Origin of the sequence: Pseudomonas sp. PSB11, from assembly GCF_014596605.1 — a bacterium.
GTDB lineage: Bacteria > Pseudomonadota > Gammaproteobacteria > Pseudomonadales > Pseudomonadaceae > Aquipseudomonas > Aquipseudomonas umsongensis.
Window position 1 is genome coordinate 1 of the sequence record NZ_NOIO01000037.1, and the last position, 15,630, is coordinate 15,630.

The 15,630-nt window shown below is 61.8% G+C and carries 14 protein-coding genes; 7 read left to right on the forward strand and 7 right to left on the reverse strand.

What is annotated here, in order from left to right:
• The 7 genes from CGA21_RS27495 to CGA21_RS27525 form a co-directional block, all read right to left on the reverse strand.
• A partial coding sequence (locus CGA21_RS27495; protein ID WP_188265478.1) for an aldehyde dehydrogenase family protein occupies positions 1 to 208 on the reverse strand: 208 nt, incomplete at its 3' end.
• A gap of 185 nt (positions 209 to 393) precedes the next feature.
• Positions 394 to 1,203, reverse strand: a complete 810-nt coding sequence (locus CGA21_RS27500) for an ABC transporter permease (RefSeq protein ID WP_110748595.1) — start codon at positions 1,201 to 1,203, stop codon at positions 394 to 396.
• Entirely contained in the window at positions 1,193 to 2,140 is a 948-nt protein-coding gene (locus CGA21_RS27505; RefSeq protein ID WP_110748598.1) for an ABC transporter permease, read from the reverse strand. Before CGA21_RS27505 ends, CGA21_RS27500 begins: the two co-directional genes overlap by 11 nt.
• A 1-nt stretch (position 2,141) precedes the next feature.
• Positions 2,142 to 3,179, reverse strand: coding sequence for an ABC transporter ATP-binding protein (locus CGA21_RS27510; RefSeq protein WP_110748601.1), 1,038 nt, complete (start codon positions 3,177 to 3,179; stop codon positions 2,142 to 2,144).
• A gap of 172 nt (positions 3,180 to 3,351) precedes the next feature.
• Positions 3,352 to 4,506 carry a putative ABC transporter substrate-binding protein YdcS gene (ydcS, locus tag CGA21_RS27515; protein WP_110748603.1) on the reverse strand — a complete coding sequence of 385 codons (1,155 nt, stop codon included), beginning with the start codon at positions 4,504 to 4,506 and terminating at the stop codon, positions 3,352 to 3,354.
• An 83-nt stretch (positions 4,507 to 4,589) separates the two neighbouring features.
• The gene (locus CGA21_RS27520) at positions 4,590 to 6,047 is read right to left on the reverse strand and encodes a gamma-aminobutyraldehyde dehydrogenase (RefSeq protein ID WP_110748606.1); all 1,458 of its coding nucleotides are present in this window, start codon (positions 6,045 to 6,047) and stop codon (positions 4,590 to 4,592) included.
• Positions 6,048 to 6,178: 131 nt separating this feature from the next.
• The gene (locus CGA21_RS27525; RefSeq protein WP_020799666.1) at positions 6,179 to 7,093 is read right to left on the reverse strand and encodes a LysR family transcriptional regulator; all 915 of its coding nucleotides are present in this window, start codon (positions 7,091 to 7,093) and stop codon (positions 6,179 to 6,181) included.
• A gap of 207 nt (positions 7,094 to 7,300) precedes the next feature.
• On the opposite strand from CGA21_RS27525, the gene CGA21_RS27530 reads away from it, so the two are divergent.
• The 7 genes from CGA21_RS27530 to CGA21_RS27560 all read left to right on the forward strand — a co-directional run bounded on the left by CGA21_RS27530 (position 7,301) and on the right by CGA21_RS27560 (position 15,585).
• On the forward strand, positions 7,301 to 7,984 hold the full coding sequence (locus tag CGA21_RS27530) for a tellurite resistance TerB family protein (protein WP_188265479.1): 684 nt from the start codon (positions 7,301 to 7,303) through the stop codon (positions 7,982 to 7,984).
• Positions 7,985 to 8,189: 205 nt separating this feature from the next.
• Entirely contained in the window at positions 8,190 to 9,812 is a 1,623-nt protein-coding gene (locus tag CGA21_RS27535; RefSeq protein ID WP_188265480.1) for a methyl-accepting chemotaxis protein, read from the forward strand.
• Positions 9,812 to 10,348: a chemotaxis protein CheW gene (locus CGA21_RS27540; RefSeq protein WP_110748614.1), complete on the forward strand. Its 537-nt coding sequence runs from the start codon at positions 9,812 to 9,814 to the stop codon at positions 10,346 to 10,348. The genes CGA21_RS27535 and CGA21_RS27540 overlap by 1 nt, the downstream gene beginning before the upstream one ends.
• Positions 10,345 to 11,616, forward strand: coding sequence for a CheR family methyltransferase (locus tag CGA21_RS27545; protein WP_188265481.1), 1,272 nt, complete (start codon positions 10,345 to 10,347; stop codon positions 11,614 to 11,616). Before CGA21_RS27540 ends, CGA21_RS27545 begins: the two co-directional genes overlap by 4 nt.
• Positions 11,613 to 12,296, forward strand: coding sequence for a chemotaxis protein CheW (locus CGA21_RS27550; protein ID WP_188265482.1), 684 nt, complete (start codon positions 11,613 to 11,615; stop codon positions 12,294 to 12,296). Before CGA21_RS27545 ends, CGA21_RS27550 begins: the two co-directional genes overlap by 4 nt.
• Complete coding sequence (locus CGA21_RS27555) at positions 12,293 to 14,578, forward strand: hybrid sensor histidine kinase/response regulator (protein ID WP_188265483.1); 2,286 nt, start codon at positions 12,293 to 12,295, stop codon at positions 14,576 to 14,578. The genes CGA21_RS27550 and CGA21_RS27555 overlap by 4 nt, the downstream gene beginning before the upstream one ends.
• A complete protein-coding gene (locus CGA21_RS27560) occupies positions 14,575 to 15,585 on the forward strand; it encodes a chemotaxis response regulator protein-glutamate methylesterase (protein WP_110748626.1) in 1,011 nt (336 codons plus the stop codon). Before CGA21_RS27555 ends, CGA21_RS27560 begins: the two co-directional genes overlap by 4 nt.
• Positions 15,586 to 15,630 lie beyond the last annotated feature (45 nt).

Genomic DNA, 15,630 nt, shown 5'->3' on the forward strand with positions numbered 1-15,630 from the left:
GTTTGAGCAGCAGCAGCGAACGTTCCTTGGGCGGGGTCTGCGACCAGCTGTCGAAGGCGGCATCGGCGGCGCGTACGGCGGCATCGACCTGGGCCTCGCTGGCCTCGTTGATTTCCACCAGCACGCGACCCAGCGCCGGGTTGAACACCGGTTGGGCGGGGCCTTCGCCGGTGAGCAGTTGGCCGTTGATCAGGAGTTGGGTTTGCATGGCATCGTCCTCGTCAGAACTGTTGTTATTTCCCCTGAAGAAACCGATTCAAACTGTGGGAGCGGGCTTGCTCGCGAAGAGGCCATCACATTCAATATTGATGTTGGCTGATACACCGCTTTCGCGAGCAAGCCCGCTCCCACATTGGATTCGGTTCCTTCAATGGGAGCTGAGTTGTTATGGATTTATTTGCCGCCGCTCCCCGCCACGCTCTCGCCACCCCGGGTCAGGTAATAGGCACCGAGGATCGGCAGCATCGTCACCATCATCACCAGCATCGCCACGACGTTGGTCACCGGCACGTCCCGTGGGCGGCTGAGCTGGTTGAGCAGCCATAGCGGCAGGGTGCGTTCATGGCCGGCGGTGAAGGTGGTGACGATGATCTCGTCGAATGACAGCGCGAACGCCAACATGCCGCCGGCCAGCAACGCCGAGCCGAGGTTCGGCAGGATGATGTAGCGGAAGGTCTGCCAGCCATCGGCGCCGAGGTCCATCGAGGCTTCGATCAGGCTGTGGGAGGTACGGCGCAAGCGGGCGATGACGTTGTTGTAGACGATCACCACGCAGAAGGTCGCGTGGCCGACGATGATGGTGAACATCCCCGGCTCGATGCCCAGCGTCTTGAACGTCGCCAGCAATGCGATACCGGTGATGATCCCCGGCAGGGCAATCGGCAGGATCAGCATCAGCGAGATACCTTGCTTGCCGAAAAAGTCCCGTCGGTACAGCGCCGCCGACGCCAATGTGCCAAGCACCATGGCAATCAACGTGGCAATGGTCGCGATCTGCAGCGACAACTTGATCGCTTCCAGTACGTCGGGCCGTGAGAAGGCCACGCCGATCCACTTCAGGGTGAAGCCCTTGGGCGGGAAGCTGAACGCCGCGTCTTCGGTGTTGAAGGCATACAGGAAGATGATCAGGATCGGGAAGTGCAGGAACACCAGCCCGCCCCAGGCGGCGATACGCAAGCCCAGGGATGCTTTGTCAGAGTGCATCGAAGGCCCCCAGTCGTTTGACGATGGACAGGTAGATGGCGATCAGCACGATCGGCACCAGGGTGAAGGCTGCCGCCATTGGCATGTTGCCGATCGCACCTTGTTGGGCATACACCATGCTGCCGACGAAGTAGCCGGGTGGGCCGACCAGTTGTGGCACGATGAAATCGCCCAGGGTCAGGGAGAACGTGAAGATGGAACCTGCCGCAATACCCGGCACCGACAGCGGCAGGATCACCTGCATGAAAGTCTGGCGCGGCTTGGCGCCAAGGTCGGCGGACGCTTGCAGCAGTGAGGGTGGCAGGCGTTCCAGCGAGGCCTGGATCGGCAGGATCATGAAGGGCAGCCAGATGTAGACGAACACCATGAAGCGCCCCAGGTGCGAGGTCGACAAGGTACTGCCCCCGACCCCCGGGATGCCCAGTACAAACTGCAACAACGATTCCAGCCCCAGGTTCTGCACGAACCACTGTGCTACGCCGCCTTTGGCCAGCAGCAGCGTCCAGGCGTAGGCCTTGACGATGTAACTGGCCCACATCGGCATCATGACGGCGATGTAGAAAAATGCCTTGGTTTTACCCGTGGTGTAGCGCGCCATGTAGTAGGCAATCGGGAAGGCGACAATGGCGCTGGCGATGGACACGACAATCGCCATGCTCAGGGTGCGCAGGATGATGTCGAAGTTCGATGGCTGGAACAGCGCGGCGAAGTTCGCCAAGGTCAGGTCAGGGGTGACCGCCATGGTGAAGTCGTCGAAGGTGTAGAAACCTTGCCACAGCAACGTCAGCAACGAACCCAGGTAAATGGCACCGAACCACAGCAGCGGCGGCACCAGCAGCATCGACAGGTACAGGTTCGGCCGGCGGTACAGCAGGTTGGAAAACCTGCGCAACGCCGAGCCGCCCGACGAGGAATGAGGAACAGCCAGGGTGCTCATGTCACACCCCGCCTGTCAGGGTGTCGTGCAGCGGGATCATCGCTTCACGGGCCCAGCGTGCGCTCAGGCGTTGCCCGGTCTGGTGCTGGGCACTGGTGTCGAGCCATTGATTGTTGGCCTGGCTGATGTTCAAGGTCTGGCCGTTTTCCAACTTCAATTCGTAGCGGGTGGCGCTGCCCTGGTATTGGATATCGTGCAGCAGGCCGCTGACTTCGATCTCATGGCTGGCCAACGGGCCTTCGGCGAAGCGCACGTGTTCCGGGCGTATCGAGAACGGCTGGGGATTGCCGCTCAACTGCCGTGCCAGGTCGCCGCGAATCACATTGGAGGTGCCGACAAACTCGGCGACGAAGGTGGTCGAAGGCTTCATGTACAGGTTGCGCGGCGAATCGACCTGTTCAATGCGACCCTTGTTGAACACGGCGACGCGATCGGACATCGACAGCGCTTCGGTCTGGTCGTGGGTGACGAAGATGAAGGTGATGCCCAGCTGGCGTTGCAGCTTCTTCAATTCGCCTTGCATCTGCTCGCGCAGCTTGAGGTCCAGCGCGCCTAGCGGTTCGTCGAGCAGCAACACTCGTGGGCGATTGACCAGGGCACGGGCCAGGGCCACACGCTGGCGCTGGCCACCGGAAAGTTGCACCGGCTTGCGCTCGCCATAGCCGCCAAGGGCGACCATGTCGAGGGCTTCCTCGGCGCGTTTGAGGCGCTCGGCCTTTGGGACGCCTTTGACTTTCAAGCCGTAGGCGACGTTATCGCGAACGTTCATGTGAGGGAACAGCGCGTAATCCTGGAACACGGTGTTCACATCACGCTGGTAAGGCGGAAGGCCGGCGGCTTCCTCGCCATGAATACGAATGGAACCCGCGCTCGGTTGCTCAAAACCGGCGATCAGGCGCAGGCAGGTGGTTTTGCCTGAGCCGGAAGGCCCCAGCATGGAGAAAAACTCGCCGTCCTGGATGTCGATGGAAACCCGGTCAACGGCTTTCACTTCGCCGAACTGACGGGAAACGTTGGTGAACTGGACTGCAAGCGTCATGGTGCGGTGCTCCAAAAAGGCGCGCTTTCTAAAAAATCTGAATCGGTTGTGGCGTCGAAAAGATCGCAGCCTTCGGCAGCTCCTACAGGATTTGCAGAAGGCACCGAATCTGCGGTGCCTGCGGTCGCGGTAGGAGCTGCCGCAGGCTGCGATCTTTTGATCTTAAGAGGGCTTACCTGCCGCCCATGATCGCGATGTAGTCCTGGGTCCAGCGGCTGTACGGCACGAATTTACCGCCCTCGGCCTGCGGGGTTTTCCAGAAGGCGATCTTGTCGAAGTTGTCGAAGCCGTTGGTCTTGCAGCCTTCGGCGCCAAGCAGTTCGCTCTCTTTGCACGCCGCCGGTACCGCTGGCAACGAACCGAACCAGGCCGCCACGTCACCCTGGACTTTCGGTTGCAACGACCAGTCCATCCACTTGTAGGCACAGTTGGGGTGCTTGGCATCGGTGTGCATCATGGTGGTGTCGGCCCACCCGGTGGCGCCTTCCTTGGGGATGGTCGAGGCGATCGGTTGTTTCTCGTTGATCAGGCCGTTGACCTGATAGGGCCAGGCCCCGGACGCCACTACGCCCTCGTTCTTGAAGTCACTCATCTGTACGGTGGTGTCGTGCCAGTAGCGGTGGATCAACGGCTGCTGGGCGCGCAACAGATCGAGCACGGCCTTGTATTGTGCTTCGGTCAGTTCGTAGGGGTTCTGGATGCCCAGTTCCGGCTTGGCGGATTTCAGGTACAGCGCCGCGTCGGCGATGTAGATCGGACCGTCATAGGCCTGCACGCGGCCCTTGTTCGGCTTGCCGTCCGGCAGGTCTTCGGCATTGAACAGCACGCCCCAGCTGTCGGGCGCGGTCTTGAAGACATTGGTGTTGTACATCAATACGTTCGGACCCCACTGGTACGGGGTGCCGTAGGTCTGCTTGTTGACCACGTACCACGGCGCATCCTTCAGGCGCGGGTCGAGGTTCTTCCAGTTCGGGATCAACGCCGTGTTGATCGGCTGCACGCGTTTGCCGACGATCAGGCGCAGCGAGGCATCCCCCGACGCGGTCACCAGGTCATAACCACCCTTGGCCATCAGGCTGACCATCTCATCGGAGGTCGCAGCGGTTTTCACGTTGACCTTGCAGCCGGTTTCTTTCTCGAAACCGGTCACCCAGTCGTAGGCCTTGTCGCTTTCGCCACGTTCGATGTAGCCAGGCCACGCGACGATATCCAGCTGGCCTTCGCCGGCACCGACGGCCTTCAGTGGCTCGGCGGCGTGGACAAACACGCCACTGGCCAGCAGTAAGGGGGTGATGGCACTGAGCAGTGCGGTCTTGTGCACGAACATGGGATTTCCCTCTTCTTCAAATTATGGTCGGGGCAGTGGTGAACGTGGTGAAGCATGCCGTTAACGGCTTGTTATTAGCGTAGTCAGAGATGCTGCCCGTGGCGTGCCATGATGTGCCGCACCACGCTGTAGTCCTGGAGTGAATCGCTGGACAGGTCCTTGCCATAACCCGAACGCTTGAGCCCGCCGTGGGGCATCTCGCTGACCAGCATGAAATGGCTGTTGATCCAGGTGCAGCCATACTGCAACCGCGCGGCAACCTGCATCGCCTTGTCCAGGTTCTGCGTCCAGACCGACGAGGCCAGGCCGTATTCCGAGTCGTTGGCCCAGTCCACCGCCTGTTCCAGCTGATCGAATCGGGTCACGGTGACCACCGGCCCGAACACTTCGCGCTGGACGATTTCATCGCCTTGCTTGCAACCGGCGAGCAACGTCGGTTGGTAATAGAAGCCGGCGCCGGAATGCACCGCCGCACCGGTTACCCGTTCGATATGCGGCTGGCCGAGGGCGCGCTCGACGAAACTGGCCACGCGGTCGCGCTGGCGAGTGCTGATCAACGGGCCGATTTCGTTGTCGGCATCGCGTTTACCGGCGAAACGCAGGCTGCTGACCGCTGCGCCGAGTTCGGCCACCAGGCGATCGTGAATGCCGGCCTGGGCATACACCCGGCAAGCGGCGGTGCAGTCCTGGCCGGCGTTGTAATAGCCGTAGGTGCGCACGCCTTCGACCACCGCCTGGATATCGGCATCATTGCAGACGATCACGGGCGCTTTGCCGCCCAGTTCGAGGTGCGTGCGCTTGAGGGTCTTTGCCGCGGCCTGGAGGATTTTCTGCCCGGTGACGATATCGCCGGTCAGCGACACCATGCGCACCTTCGGATGGCTGACCAGATGACTGCCGACGCCTTCGCCGCCACCGCAAACAATGTTGATCACGCCAGGCGGCAGGATCTCGGCCAGCGCCGGGGCCAACGCCAGGATCGACAGGGGCGTGTGTTCCGAGGGCTTGAACACCAGGGTATTGCCGGCGGCCAGGGCCGGGGCGATTTTCCACGCCGCCATCATGATTGGGTAATTCCACGGCGCGATGGACGCAACGACCCCGATAGGATCGCGCCGCACCATGCTGGTGTAGCCCGGCAGGTACTCGCCGCTGAGCTGGCCGGTCTGGCAGCGCACGGCTCCGGCGAAAAAGCGGAACACATCGACCGTGGCGCTCAAGTCGTCCTGGCGGGCCAGGTGCAACGGCTTGCCGCAGTTCATCGACTCGAGGCGGGCGAGCAGGTCGGCGTTTTTTTCGATGGCGTTGGCGATGTCCAGCAACAGGCTCGAGCGCTGCTGCGGCGTGGTCCGCGACCAGCCGGCGAAGGCGCGGTGCGCGGCGAGGATGGCGGCTTCGACTTGTTCGGTGCTGGCTTCGGCGATGTGCGTCAACACTTCGCCGGTGGCCGGGTTGAGAATCGCTTCGACACGGCCTTGCCCTGCGACTAATTCACCCTCGATCAACAATGCGGTGAACAACGGAGTCTGTGGGCCAGCCATTTTTCGGGTGCTCTTTTCTTGTGTGGCCATGTTGCTCCCTGTGACTGGGGCTGGCCGTCTTATATGGATGCATCAAGACTAGTGCGCAGACCCGAGGTCGACAAATTCTAAATACTGAAGGTGGCATTCGATTAAATAGATGGCTTGCGCCCGCCATGGGGCTGTTCGCGGGCGACAGTCAGGAACGGGTCCACCAGGGCCGGGCGCGCAGTGCCGCGACGCCAGGCCAGGCCGACATCGAGGGTCTGGCTCAGGTCGGCAATCGGCCGCGCTTCGATGATGTCGCCCTCCAGCGACCACGGGCGATACGTCATGTCGGGCTGGATCGAAACCCCCAGTCCGGCCGCCACCAGGCTACGCACCGCTTCGGTCGAGGCCGTGCGCAGGGTGATGCGTGGTTGCAGGGAGGCGGCTGTCCACATGCGCTGGGCATTGCGATCCATCTCATCGACGTTCAATTGAATCAGCGGCTCGCGGGCCACGTCGGCGAGGTTGATGCTGTCGTGTTCCAGCAGCGGATGCTGGGCCGGCAACCACAGTCGATGGGGTGAGTGGGTCAGCACTTCGGTCTGCAAGGCGTGACGGTCTTCAAGGTTGGAAAGGATCAGCACCCCGACATCGATCTCGCCGCTGACCAGCAAATGTTCGATGTAGGGGCGTTCGTCTTCCATTACGCGGATTTCGACGTTGGGGTAGGCGCGCTGGAAACGGGTGAGCAGGTCCGCCAGGTAGTAACCGGCCACCAGGCTGGTCACCCCGACGATCAATTGCCCGGCCACCTGGTCGGTGCTTTGTTGCAGGCTGCGCTTGGCATTGTCCACGGTGGCCAGGATCAAATGCGCCTGGCGCAGGAACTGATGCCCCTGATGGGTCAGGGTCATGCCCTTGGCGTGGCGGTTGAACAGGCCGACGCCGATCTCCTGCTCGAGCTGCTGGATCGCCAGGGTCAGGGTGGATTGGGAAATGAACGCGGTTTGCGCGGCGGCGGAGATCGAGCCGGTCTCGGCCACTGCAATGAAGTGCCGGATTTGACGCAGGGTCATCATGAGGCCGTACCAGGTAAGCGGTTTTTATAGATTTTAGGCAGTGTATATCTTTTTTTTCGATGGGCGTCCGGGCAGTAATTTGCGGCAAGCCACTGGCAGGAGCCTTTTCCCAGCAACATCTGGAAGCAAACCCACCGAAGTCGCCGGGCACTTTCGAATTAGGCTGATGGCCTTAGTGTCCGGTTAAACCTTTTGTGGAGGCGGAAAATGATCACCCGTGGATTGCTCGACCAACTGCTCAAGTCTGGCCAGGATCTGTTGCAAAAAAATACCGGTGCGGCGCAGAACAAGGGGGCGAGCAGTGGCATCGGCAGCTTGCTCTCCGGTGCCGGCGGCGGGGCCCTGGCCGCCGGGGCGATGGGCCTGCTGCTGGGTAACAAGAAGGCGCGCAAGGTCGGAGGCAAGGTCGCGGTTTATGGCGGCCTCGCCGCATTGGGTGTGCTGGCCTACAAGGCCTACGGCAACTGGCAAGCCCAGCAGGGCACCGCCCCGAAGACCGAACCGCAAACCCTGGATCGCCTGCCAATGGCCCAAGCCGAGCAGCACAGCCAGGCGATTCTCAAGGCCCTGGTGGCCGCGGCCAAGGCAGACGGTCATATTGACGCGCGCGAACGCGAGCTGATCGAAGGTGAGTTCAGCAAGCTCGACAACGATCAGGAGCTGCAGCACTGGCTGCATGCGGAACTGAACAAACCACTGGATCCGGGCGATGTCGCCCGCGCCGCCAGCACCCCGGAAATGGCCGCCGAGATGTACATCGCCAGTGTGATGCTGGTGGATGAGGAGAGCTTCATGGAGAAGTCCTACCTCGATGAGCTGGCGCGGCAACTCAAGCTGGCGCCAGGGTTGAAGGCCGAACTGGAGAAGCAGGTGCGCCAGGCTTCGATGTAAGCCTTCAAAGATCGCAGCCTGCGGCAGCTCCTACAAGGGATCGGGGTGCACCTGTAGGAGCTGCCGCAGGCTGCGATCTTTTGACTATAAACCGACCACTTCGATTTTTTTTGCCAAGAGATGAGAAGTGGCGCAACCGTCTTATAAATGAAACAGCGCCCTCGGCTATACTCCCCGCATTTCAAAATGCCCCCGAGGATTGACTGTGAAGAACTGGACGTTGCGCCAACGCATTTTGGCGAGCTTTGCGGTAATTATCGCCATCATGTTGCTGATGGTGGTCGTCTCGTATTCGCGGTTGTTGAAGATCGAGACCAGCGAAGCCAGCGTTCGTGAGGATGCGCTGCCGGGCTTGTATTACAGTTCGATGGTTCGTGGCGCCTGGTCCGACAGTTACTTGCGGATGCTGGAGATGCTCGGGCTGGAGCAGGGGAAGGGCTTCACCGCCAAGGATGCGGCGGACTTCCAGAACTTCTCCGCGCGTCTGCAAGAGCAGATGGAGCTGTATCGCGAGACGGTCACGACCGATGAAGACAAGGTCGAGTATGCCGCGTTCGAAAAACTCCATGCCGAGTATCACCGCATCCTGCTTGCCGTTACCGAGCTGCATAAACGCAACCAGGACGCCGAAGCCATGAGGGTGTTCAACGAAGAGCTGACCCCCGCCTGGACCGCCGGCCGAATGAAGCTCAGTGATATTTTGCGCCATAACAAAGCGGTGGCAGACCAGGATGTGGCGGCCATCGACGATGCGGTACTCACCGCCAAGGGGATCATGGGCATTTCCCTGGTGCTGGCCGTGCTGGCCGCCGGCCTTTGCGGCCTGCTGTTGATGCGCGCCATCATGGCGCCGATGAATCGTATCGTGCAAATCCTCGAAATCATGCGCACGGGCGACCTGAGCTCGCGTCTCAATCTTGAGCGCAAGGATGAGTTCGGTGCCGTGGAAACCGGCTTCAACGACATGATGACCGAGCTGACCGCCCTGGTATCCCAGGCCCAGCGTTCTTCGGTGCAAGTGACCACATCGGTCACCGAGATCGCCGCGACGTCCAAGCAACAGCAGGCCACCGCCACCGAAACGGCCGCGACCACCACTGAAATCGGCGCGACTTCCCGGGAAATCGCCGCTACGTCTCGTGACCTGGTGCGCACCATGACCGAAGTGTCCACCGCCGCCGACCAGGCATCGGTGGCCGCCGGTTCCGGGCAACAGGGCCTGGCGCGCATGGAGGAGACCATGCATTCGGTGATGGGCGCGGCTGACCTGGTCAACGCCAAGCTGGCGATCCTCAACGAGAAGGCCGGCAACATTAACCAGGTGGTGGTGACCATCGTCAAGGTCGCCGATCAGACCAACCTGTTGTCGCTCAACGCGGCTATCGAAGCCGAGAAGGCCGGCGAATACGGTCGAGGTTTTGCCGTGGTTGCGACGGAAGTCCGGCGTCTGGCGGACCAGACTGCCGTTGCCACCTACGACATCGAACAGATGGTGCGCGAGATTCAATCGGCGGTATCGGCCGGTGTGATGGGCATGGACAAATTCTCCGAGGAAGTGCGCCGCGGCATGTTCGAGGTGCAGCAGGTGGGCGAGCAGTTGTCGCAGATCATCCATCAGGTCCAGGCGCTGGCGCCGCGGGTGTTGATGGTCAATGAAGGCATGCAGGCCCAGGCCACCGGCGCCGAGCAGATCAACCACGCGCTGGTGCAATTGGGTGATGCCAGCAGCCAGACCGTCGAATCCCTGCGCCAGGCCAGTTTCGCCATCGACGAGCTGAGCCAGGTGGCGGTAGGGCTGCGTAGCGGCGTCTCGCGATTCAAAGTCTGATGAGCGAGCTGACGGCCAAGCGCTCTGCCGTGAAACAGGCGGCGCACGCGTTATTCCTGGTGTTTCGCATCGGTCACGAGCGGTATGCCTTGCAGGCGATCGAGGTGGCGGAAGTGCTGCCGCGCCTGCCATTGAAGCCGATTGCCCAGGCGCCGCACTGGGTCGCCGGGGTATTGGCCTATCGCGGCGCGGTGGTGCCGGTCATCGACCTCAGTGCATTGACCTTCGGTACGCCCGCGCAGGCGCGTACCAGCACGCGCCTGGTGCTGGTGCATTACCGGCCGGATGCAACCGCCCAGGCGCAATTGCTCGGTCTGATTCTGGAACGGGCCACCGACACCGTGCGTTGCAACCCGGCGCAATTTCAGCCCTATGGCCTGGACAATCCGCAGGCGCCATACCTGGGGCCCGTGCGTGAAGATGCCCAGGGTTTGTTGCAATGGGTGCGGGTGGCCGACCTGCTGGACGATCAGGTGCGTGCGCTGTTGTACCCGACGCCACCCCTGGACCCGGCATTGCTGGAGCAGTGGCAATGAGCAGCGACCAGCGGTTTTTCGATTTTCTCAAGGAGCGTATCGGCCTCGACGTGACGTCGGTCGGCCCGGCGATCATCGAGCGTGCGGTACGCCAGCGCAGTGCCGCGTCCCAAGCGCAGACCGCCGACGAATATTGGCGCACCTTGCAGTGTTCAAGCGACGAGCAGCAGGCGTTGATCGAAGCGGTGATCGTCCCTGAAACCTGGTTTTTCCGTTACCCGGAATCTTTCACCACCTTGGCGAAACTGGCGACCAGGCGCCTGGCCGAGCTCAACAACATGCGCGCCCTGCGGATTCTCAGCCTGCCATGCTCCACCGGCGAAGAGCCTTATTCCATTGCCATGGCGCTGCTGGATGCCGGGTTCAAGCCGCACCAGTTCAAGGTCGATGGCATGGACGTCAGCCCGTTGTCGGTGGAAAAAGCCCGACGAGCGCTATACGGCAAGAATTCGTTTCGCGGTCAGGATATTGCGTTCCGTGACCGCCATTTCATCCCCGAAAATGATGGCTATCGACTCAGCGCCCGGGTGCTGGAGCAAGTGCGCCTGCAGGTCGGCAATCTGCTCGATCCGACCTTGCTCGCCAACGAGCCACCCTATGACTTCGTGTTCTGCCGCAATCTGCTGATCTACTTCGATCTGCCCACACAGAAACAGGTTTTCGAGGTACTCAAGCGCTTGACCCATATTGATGGGGTACTGTTTATCGGCCCGGCGGAGGGCAGCCTGCTGGGGCGCCTGGGCATGCGTTCGATTGGTATCCCACAATCCTTTGCCTTCAGCCGCCATAGCGCTCCGGAGCCCGAGCCTCTGCCGGCATTCGTACCCACACCGTTGCCGGTGCCGCAAACCGTGCGCAGGGTGGCGCCGGTACCGACTCAACGGCGCCCGTTCGCCAGCGTCAAGCAGGTATCGCACCCAATCGCTCCAAGCACATCCGACGCCGCCGCGCTGCTGGCGAACGTCGCCGCGCTGGCCAACGAAGGCAAAAGCGCCGAAGCCCGTGCCGCTTGTGATAACTATCTACGCCACCACGAACCGGTGGCCCAGGTGTTTTATTGGCTGGGGCTGCTCAGCGATGTCGCCGGCAGCGTCCTCGAAGCCCAGGGCTTTTATCGCAAGGCGTTGTACCTCGACCCGCAACATGCCGACGCATTGATGCACTTGGCTGCCTTGCTGCAATCCCAGGGTGATACCGCGGGAGCCAGACGATTGCAGGATCGCGCCGCCCGCAGCGAGCGCGCCGCCGACAGTGAGCGTAAACGATGATCGCCTCCGACTCCTTGAACGTCACCCATGAAGATGCCCAGTCCATCGACGACTGCTGGAATCGCATTGGTATTCACGGCGACAAGTCCTGCCCGCTGCTGAGCGAACACGTTCACTGCCGTAATTGCGCCGTGTATTCGGCGGCCGCCACGCGCCTGCTGGATCGCTACGCGTTGCAGCAGGAGCAACGCGCGTCAGCGTCCACTGCCGTCGAAAGCGAGGTGAAGACCCGTTCGCTGCTGATGTTCCGCCTCGGCGAAGAATGGCTGGCGCTGGCCACTCGCAGCCTGGTCGAAGTGGCGCCGTTGCAAACCATTCATTCATTGCCCCATCAACGCTCCCGGGCCTTGCTAGGGGTGGCGAATGTACGGGGTGCGTTGGTGGCGTGCCTCTCCCTGGTCGAGTTGCTGGGGCTCGATAGCACCAGCAGCCTGACCAGTGGCGCGCGAGTCGTGCCGCGCATGCTGATCATCGCCGCCCACGGCGGTCCCGTGGTGGTGCCGGTAGACGAAGTGGACGGGATTCATGCCATCGACGAACGCATCCTTGAAGCGGCGTCCCGCTCTGGCGCGCAGGCCAGTGCCAAGTACACCCGTGGCGTGATGCAATTCAAAGGTCGCAGCCTGCGCTGGCTGGATGAAGATCAGCTGATGTCCGCCGTGACCCGGAGCCTCACATGACCCCCGAGCAAATGCGCGACTCTTCGTTGCTGGAGCTGTTCAGCCTGGAGGCCGAGGCCCAGACCCAGGTGCTGAGCACAGGATTGTTGGCGCTGGAACGTGATCCGACCCAGGCTGATCATCTCGAATCGTGCATGCGTGCGGCCCATTCGCTAAAAGGCGCGGCCCGGATCGTCGGCGTCGATGCTGGCGTCAGCGTTGCCCATGTCATGGAAGATTGCCTGGTCAGTGCCCAGGAAGGGCGCTTGTACCTGCGCCCGGAACACATTGATGCGTTGCTGCAAGGCACCGACCTGCTGATGCGCATTGCGACACCGAACAATGCGCCGGGCGCTGCGGACATCGATGCATATGTCGCATTGATGGGGCGCCTGCTCGATCCGATGGCTGCTGCGATCGCGAGCATGGCCCCCGCCTCGCCGGTGATGGCCGAACTGCAAGTTGAAGCGCCCGCACCCGCGATCGAAGAGCCGGCGGTGCCCGTCGAATCGCTGGCGGTATCGCCCAAGCTGGCCAGGCGTACCACCGAAAACGGCGAGCGCGTACTGCGCGTCACTGCCGAGCGCTTGAACAGCCTGCTCGATCTGTCGAGTAAATCCCTGGTGGAAACCCTGCGGCTCAAACCGCACCTGGCCACCATGCAGCGGCTCAAGCGCATGCAGAGCAACAGTCAGCGGGCGCTGGAAAACCTCAACGCCCATCTCAAGGAGCAAGTCCTGAGCCTCGAAGCCCGGGAAGCCCTTGACGATGCACGCCGGCTCCTGGCGGAGTCCCAGCAACTGCTGGTGGAAAAAAACGCCGAACTGGATGAGTTTGCCTGGCAGGCCAGCCAGCGCGCGCAGGTGCTGTACGACACCGCGCTGGCTTGTCGCATGCGGCCGTTCGCCGATGTCTTGACGGGGCAGGTGCGGATGGTCCGCGACCTCGGTCGTAGCCTCGGCAAGCAAGTGCGGCTGGAGATCGAGGGCGAAAAGACCCAGGTCGATCGCGACGTCCTGGAAAAACTCGAAGCGCCACTGACTCACTTGCTGCGCAATGCCGTCGATCACGGTATCGAAAGCCCGGAACAAAGGCTGTTGGCGGGTAAGCCAGCAGAGGGCCTGATTCGTCTGCGCGCGTCCCATCAGGCCGGGTTGCTGGTGCTGCAGCTGAGCGATGACGGTAACGGGGTCGATCTGGAAAAGGTCCGTCGCAGCATCGTCGAACGCCAGTTATCCCCGGCCGATACCGCCGCGCAATTGAGTGAAGAGGAACTGCTGACCTTCCTTTTCCTGCCCGGCTTCAGTCTGCGCGACACTGTCACCGAAGTCTCCGGGCGCGGCGTTGGCCTGGATGCGGTGCAGCACATGGTTCGCCAGTTGCGCGGTGCGGTGGTGCTGGAGCAGACGGCGGGCGAGGGCAGTCGTTTCCATCTCGAGGTGCCCCTGACCCTGTCCGTGGTGCGCAGCCTGGTGGTGGAAGTCGGTGAAGAGGCTTATGCATTCCCGCTGGCCCACATTGAACGCATGTGTGATCTGGAACCGGCGGATATCGTTCAGGTCGAGGGCCGCCAGCATTTCTGGCATGAAGGCCGGCATGTCGGGCTGGTCGCCGCCAGTCAACTGTTGCAGCGTCCGGCCAGTCAAGGCAGCCAGCAAACCCTGAAAGTCGTGGTGATCCGCGAGCGTGATGCGATATATGGCATTGCGGTAGAACGCTTTATCGGCGAGCGGACATTGGTTGTATTGCCCCTGGATGAGCGCCTCGGCAAGGTCCAGGATATCTCCGCCGGCGCTCTGCTCGACGACGGTTCGGTGGTGTTGATCGTCGATGTCGAGGACATGCTGCGTTCGGTGGATAAGTTGCTCAACACCGGGCGCCTGGAGCGCATTGCGCGCCACAGCAACCAGGTCGTCGCAGCGGCCCGCAAGCGAGTCCTGGTCGTCGATGACTCCCTGACCGTGCGTGAGCTGCAGCGCAAACTGTTGCTCAATCGAGGTTATGACGTGGCCGTGGCGGTCGACGGCATGGATGGCTGGAATGCCTTGCGTTCCGAAGATTTCGACCTGCTGATCACCGACATCGACATGCCGCGCATGGACGGCATCGAGCTGGTGTCGTTGTTGCGCCGGGACAATCGTCTGCAATCGCTGCCGGTGATGGTGGTGTCCTACAAGGATCGTGAAGAAGACCGTCGTCGTGGACTGGACGCCGGGGCCGACTATTATCTAGCCAAAGCCAGTTTTCACGACGATGCCCTGCTCGATGCAGTGGTTGAGCTCATAGGAGGAGCACGGGCATGAAGATCGCAATCGTCAATGACATGCCAATGGCCGTGGAAGCCTTGCGCCGGGCATTGGCTTTCGAGCCGGCCCACCAGGTGATCTGGGTGGCGGGCAATGGCCGCGAGGCGGTGCAAAAGTGTGCCGAACAGACGCCAGACCTGATCCTGATGGATTTGATCATGCCGGTGATGGACGGAGTGGAGGCCACCCGGCGCATCATGGCTGAAACGCCCTGCGCGATCGTCATCGTCACTGTCGATCGCCAGCAGAACGTGCATCGGGTGTTCGAGGCCATGGGCCATGGCGCCCTGGATGTGGTCGACACGCCGGCCCTCGGCGCGGGCAATGCCCAGGAAGCGGCGGCACCGCTGCTACGCAAGATCATGAATATCAGCTGGCTGATCGGCGACAAGGGCAATCGGGAACGATCGGCACCGAATCCGACGCGCAGTTCGGGCCCACGCCAGAGCCTGATCGCCATCGGTTCATCCGCTGGCGGGCCGGCGGCTTTGGAACTCCTGCTCAAGGGATTGCCACGGGATTTTTCCCCGGCCATCGTATTGGTCCAACACGTTGACCAGGTATTCGCCGCTGGCATGGCCGAATGGCTCGGCAGCGCCAGCGGCCTGAACGTGCGCCTGGCCCAGGAGGGCGAGCCCCCGCAAAGCGGCACCGTGCTGCTGGCGGGCACCAACCACCATATTCGTTTGTTGAAAAACGGCAAGCTGGCCTACACGGCCGAACCGGTCAACGAGATCTACAGGCCCTCTATCGATGTGTTTTTCGAGAGCGTGGCCAGTTACTGGAATGGCGATGCGGTTGGCGTTTTGTTGACCGGCATGGGGCGTGATGGGGCGCAAGGGCTTAAACTCATGCGCCAGCATGGCTACCTGACCATCGCACAGGATCAACAAAGCAGTGCGGTGTACGGTATGCCGAAGGCGGCTGCCGCCATCGATGCCGCCGTGGAAATACGCCCGCTGGAACAGATAGCGCCGCGATTGCTGGAGATATTCCCCAAGTGACCCTTTCAACCGCATTCCTGGCCCAAGTAGTATTCAGGTGAACGC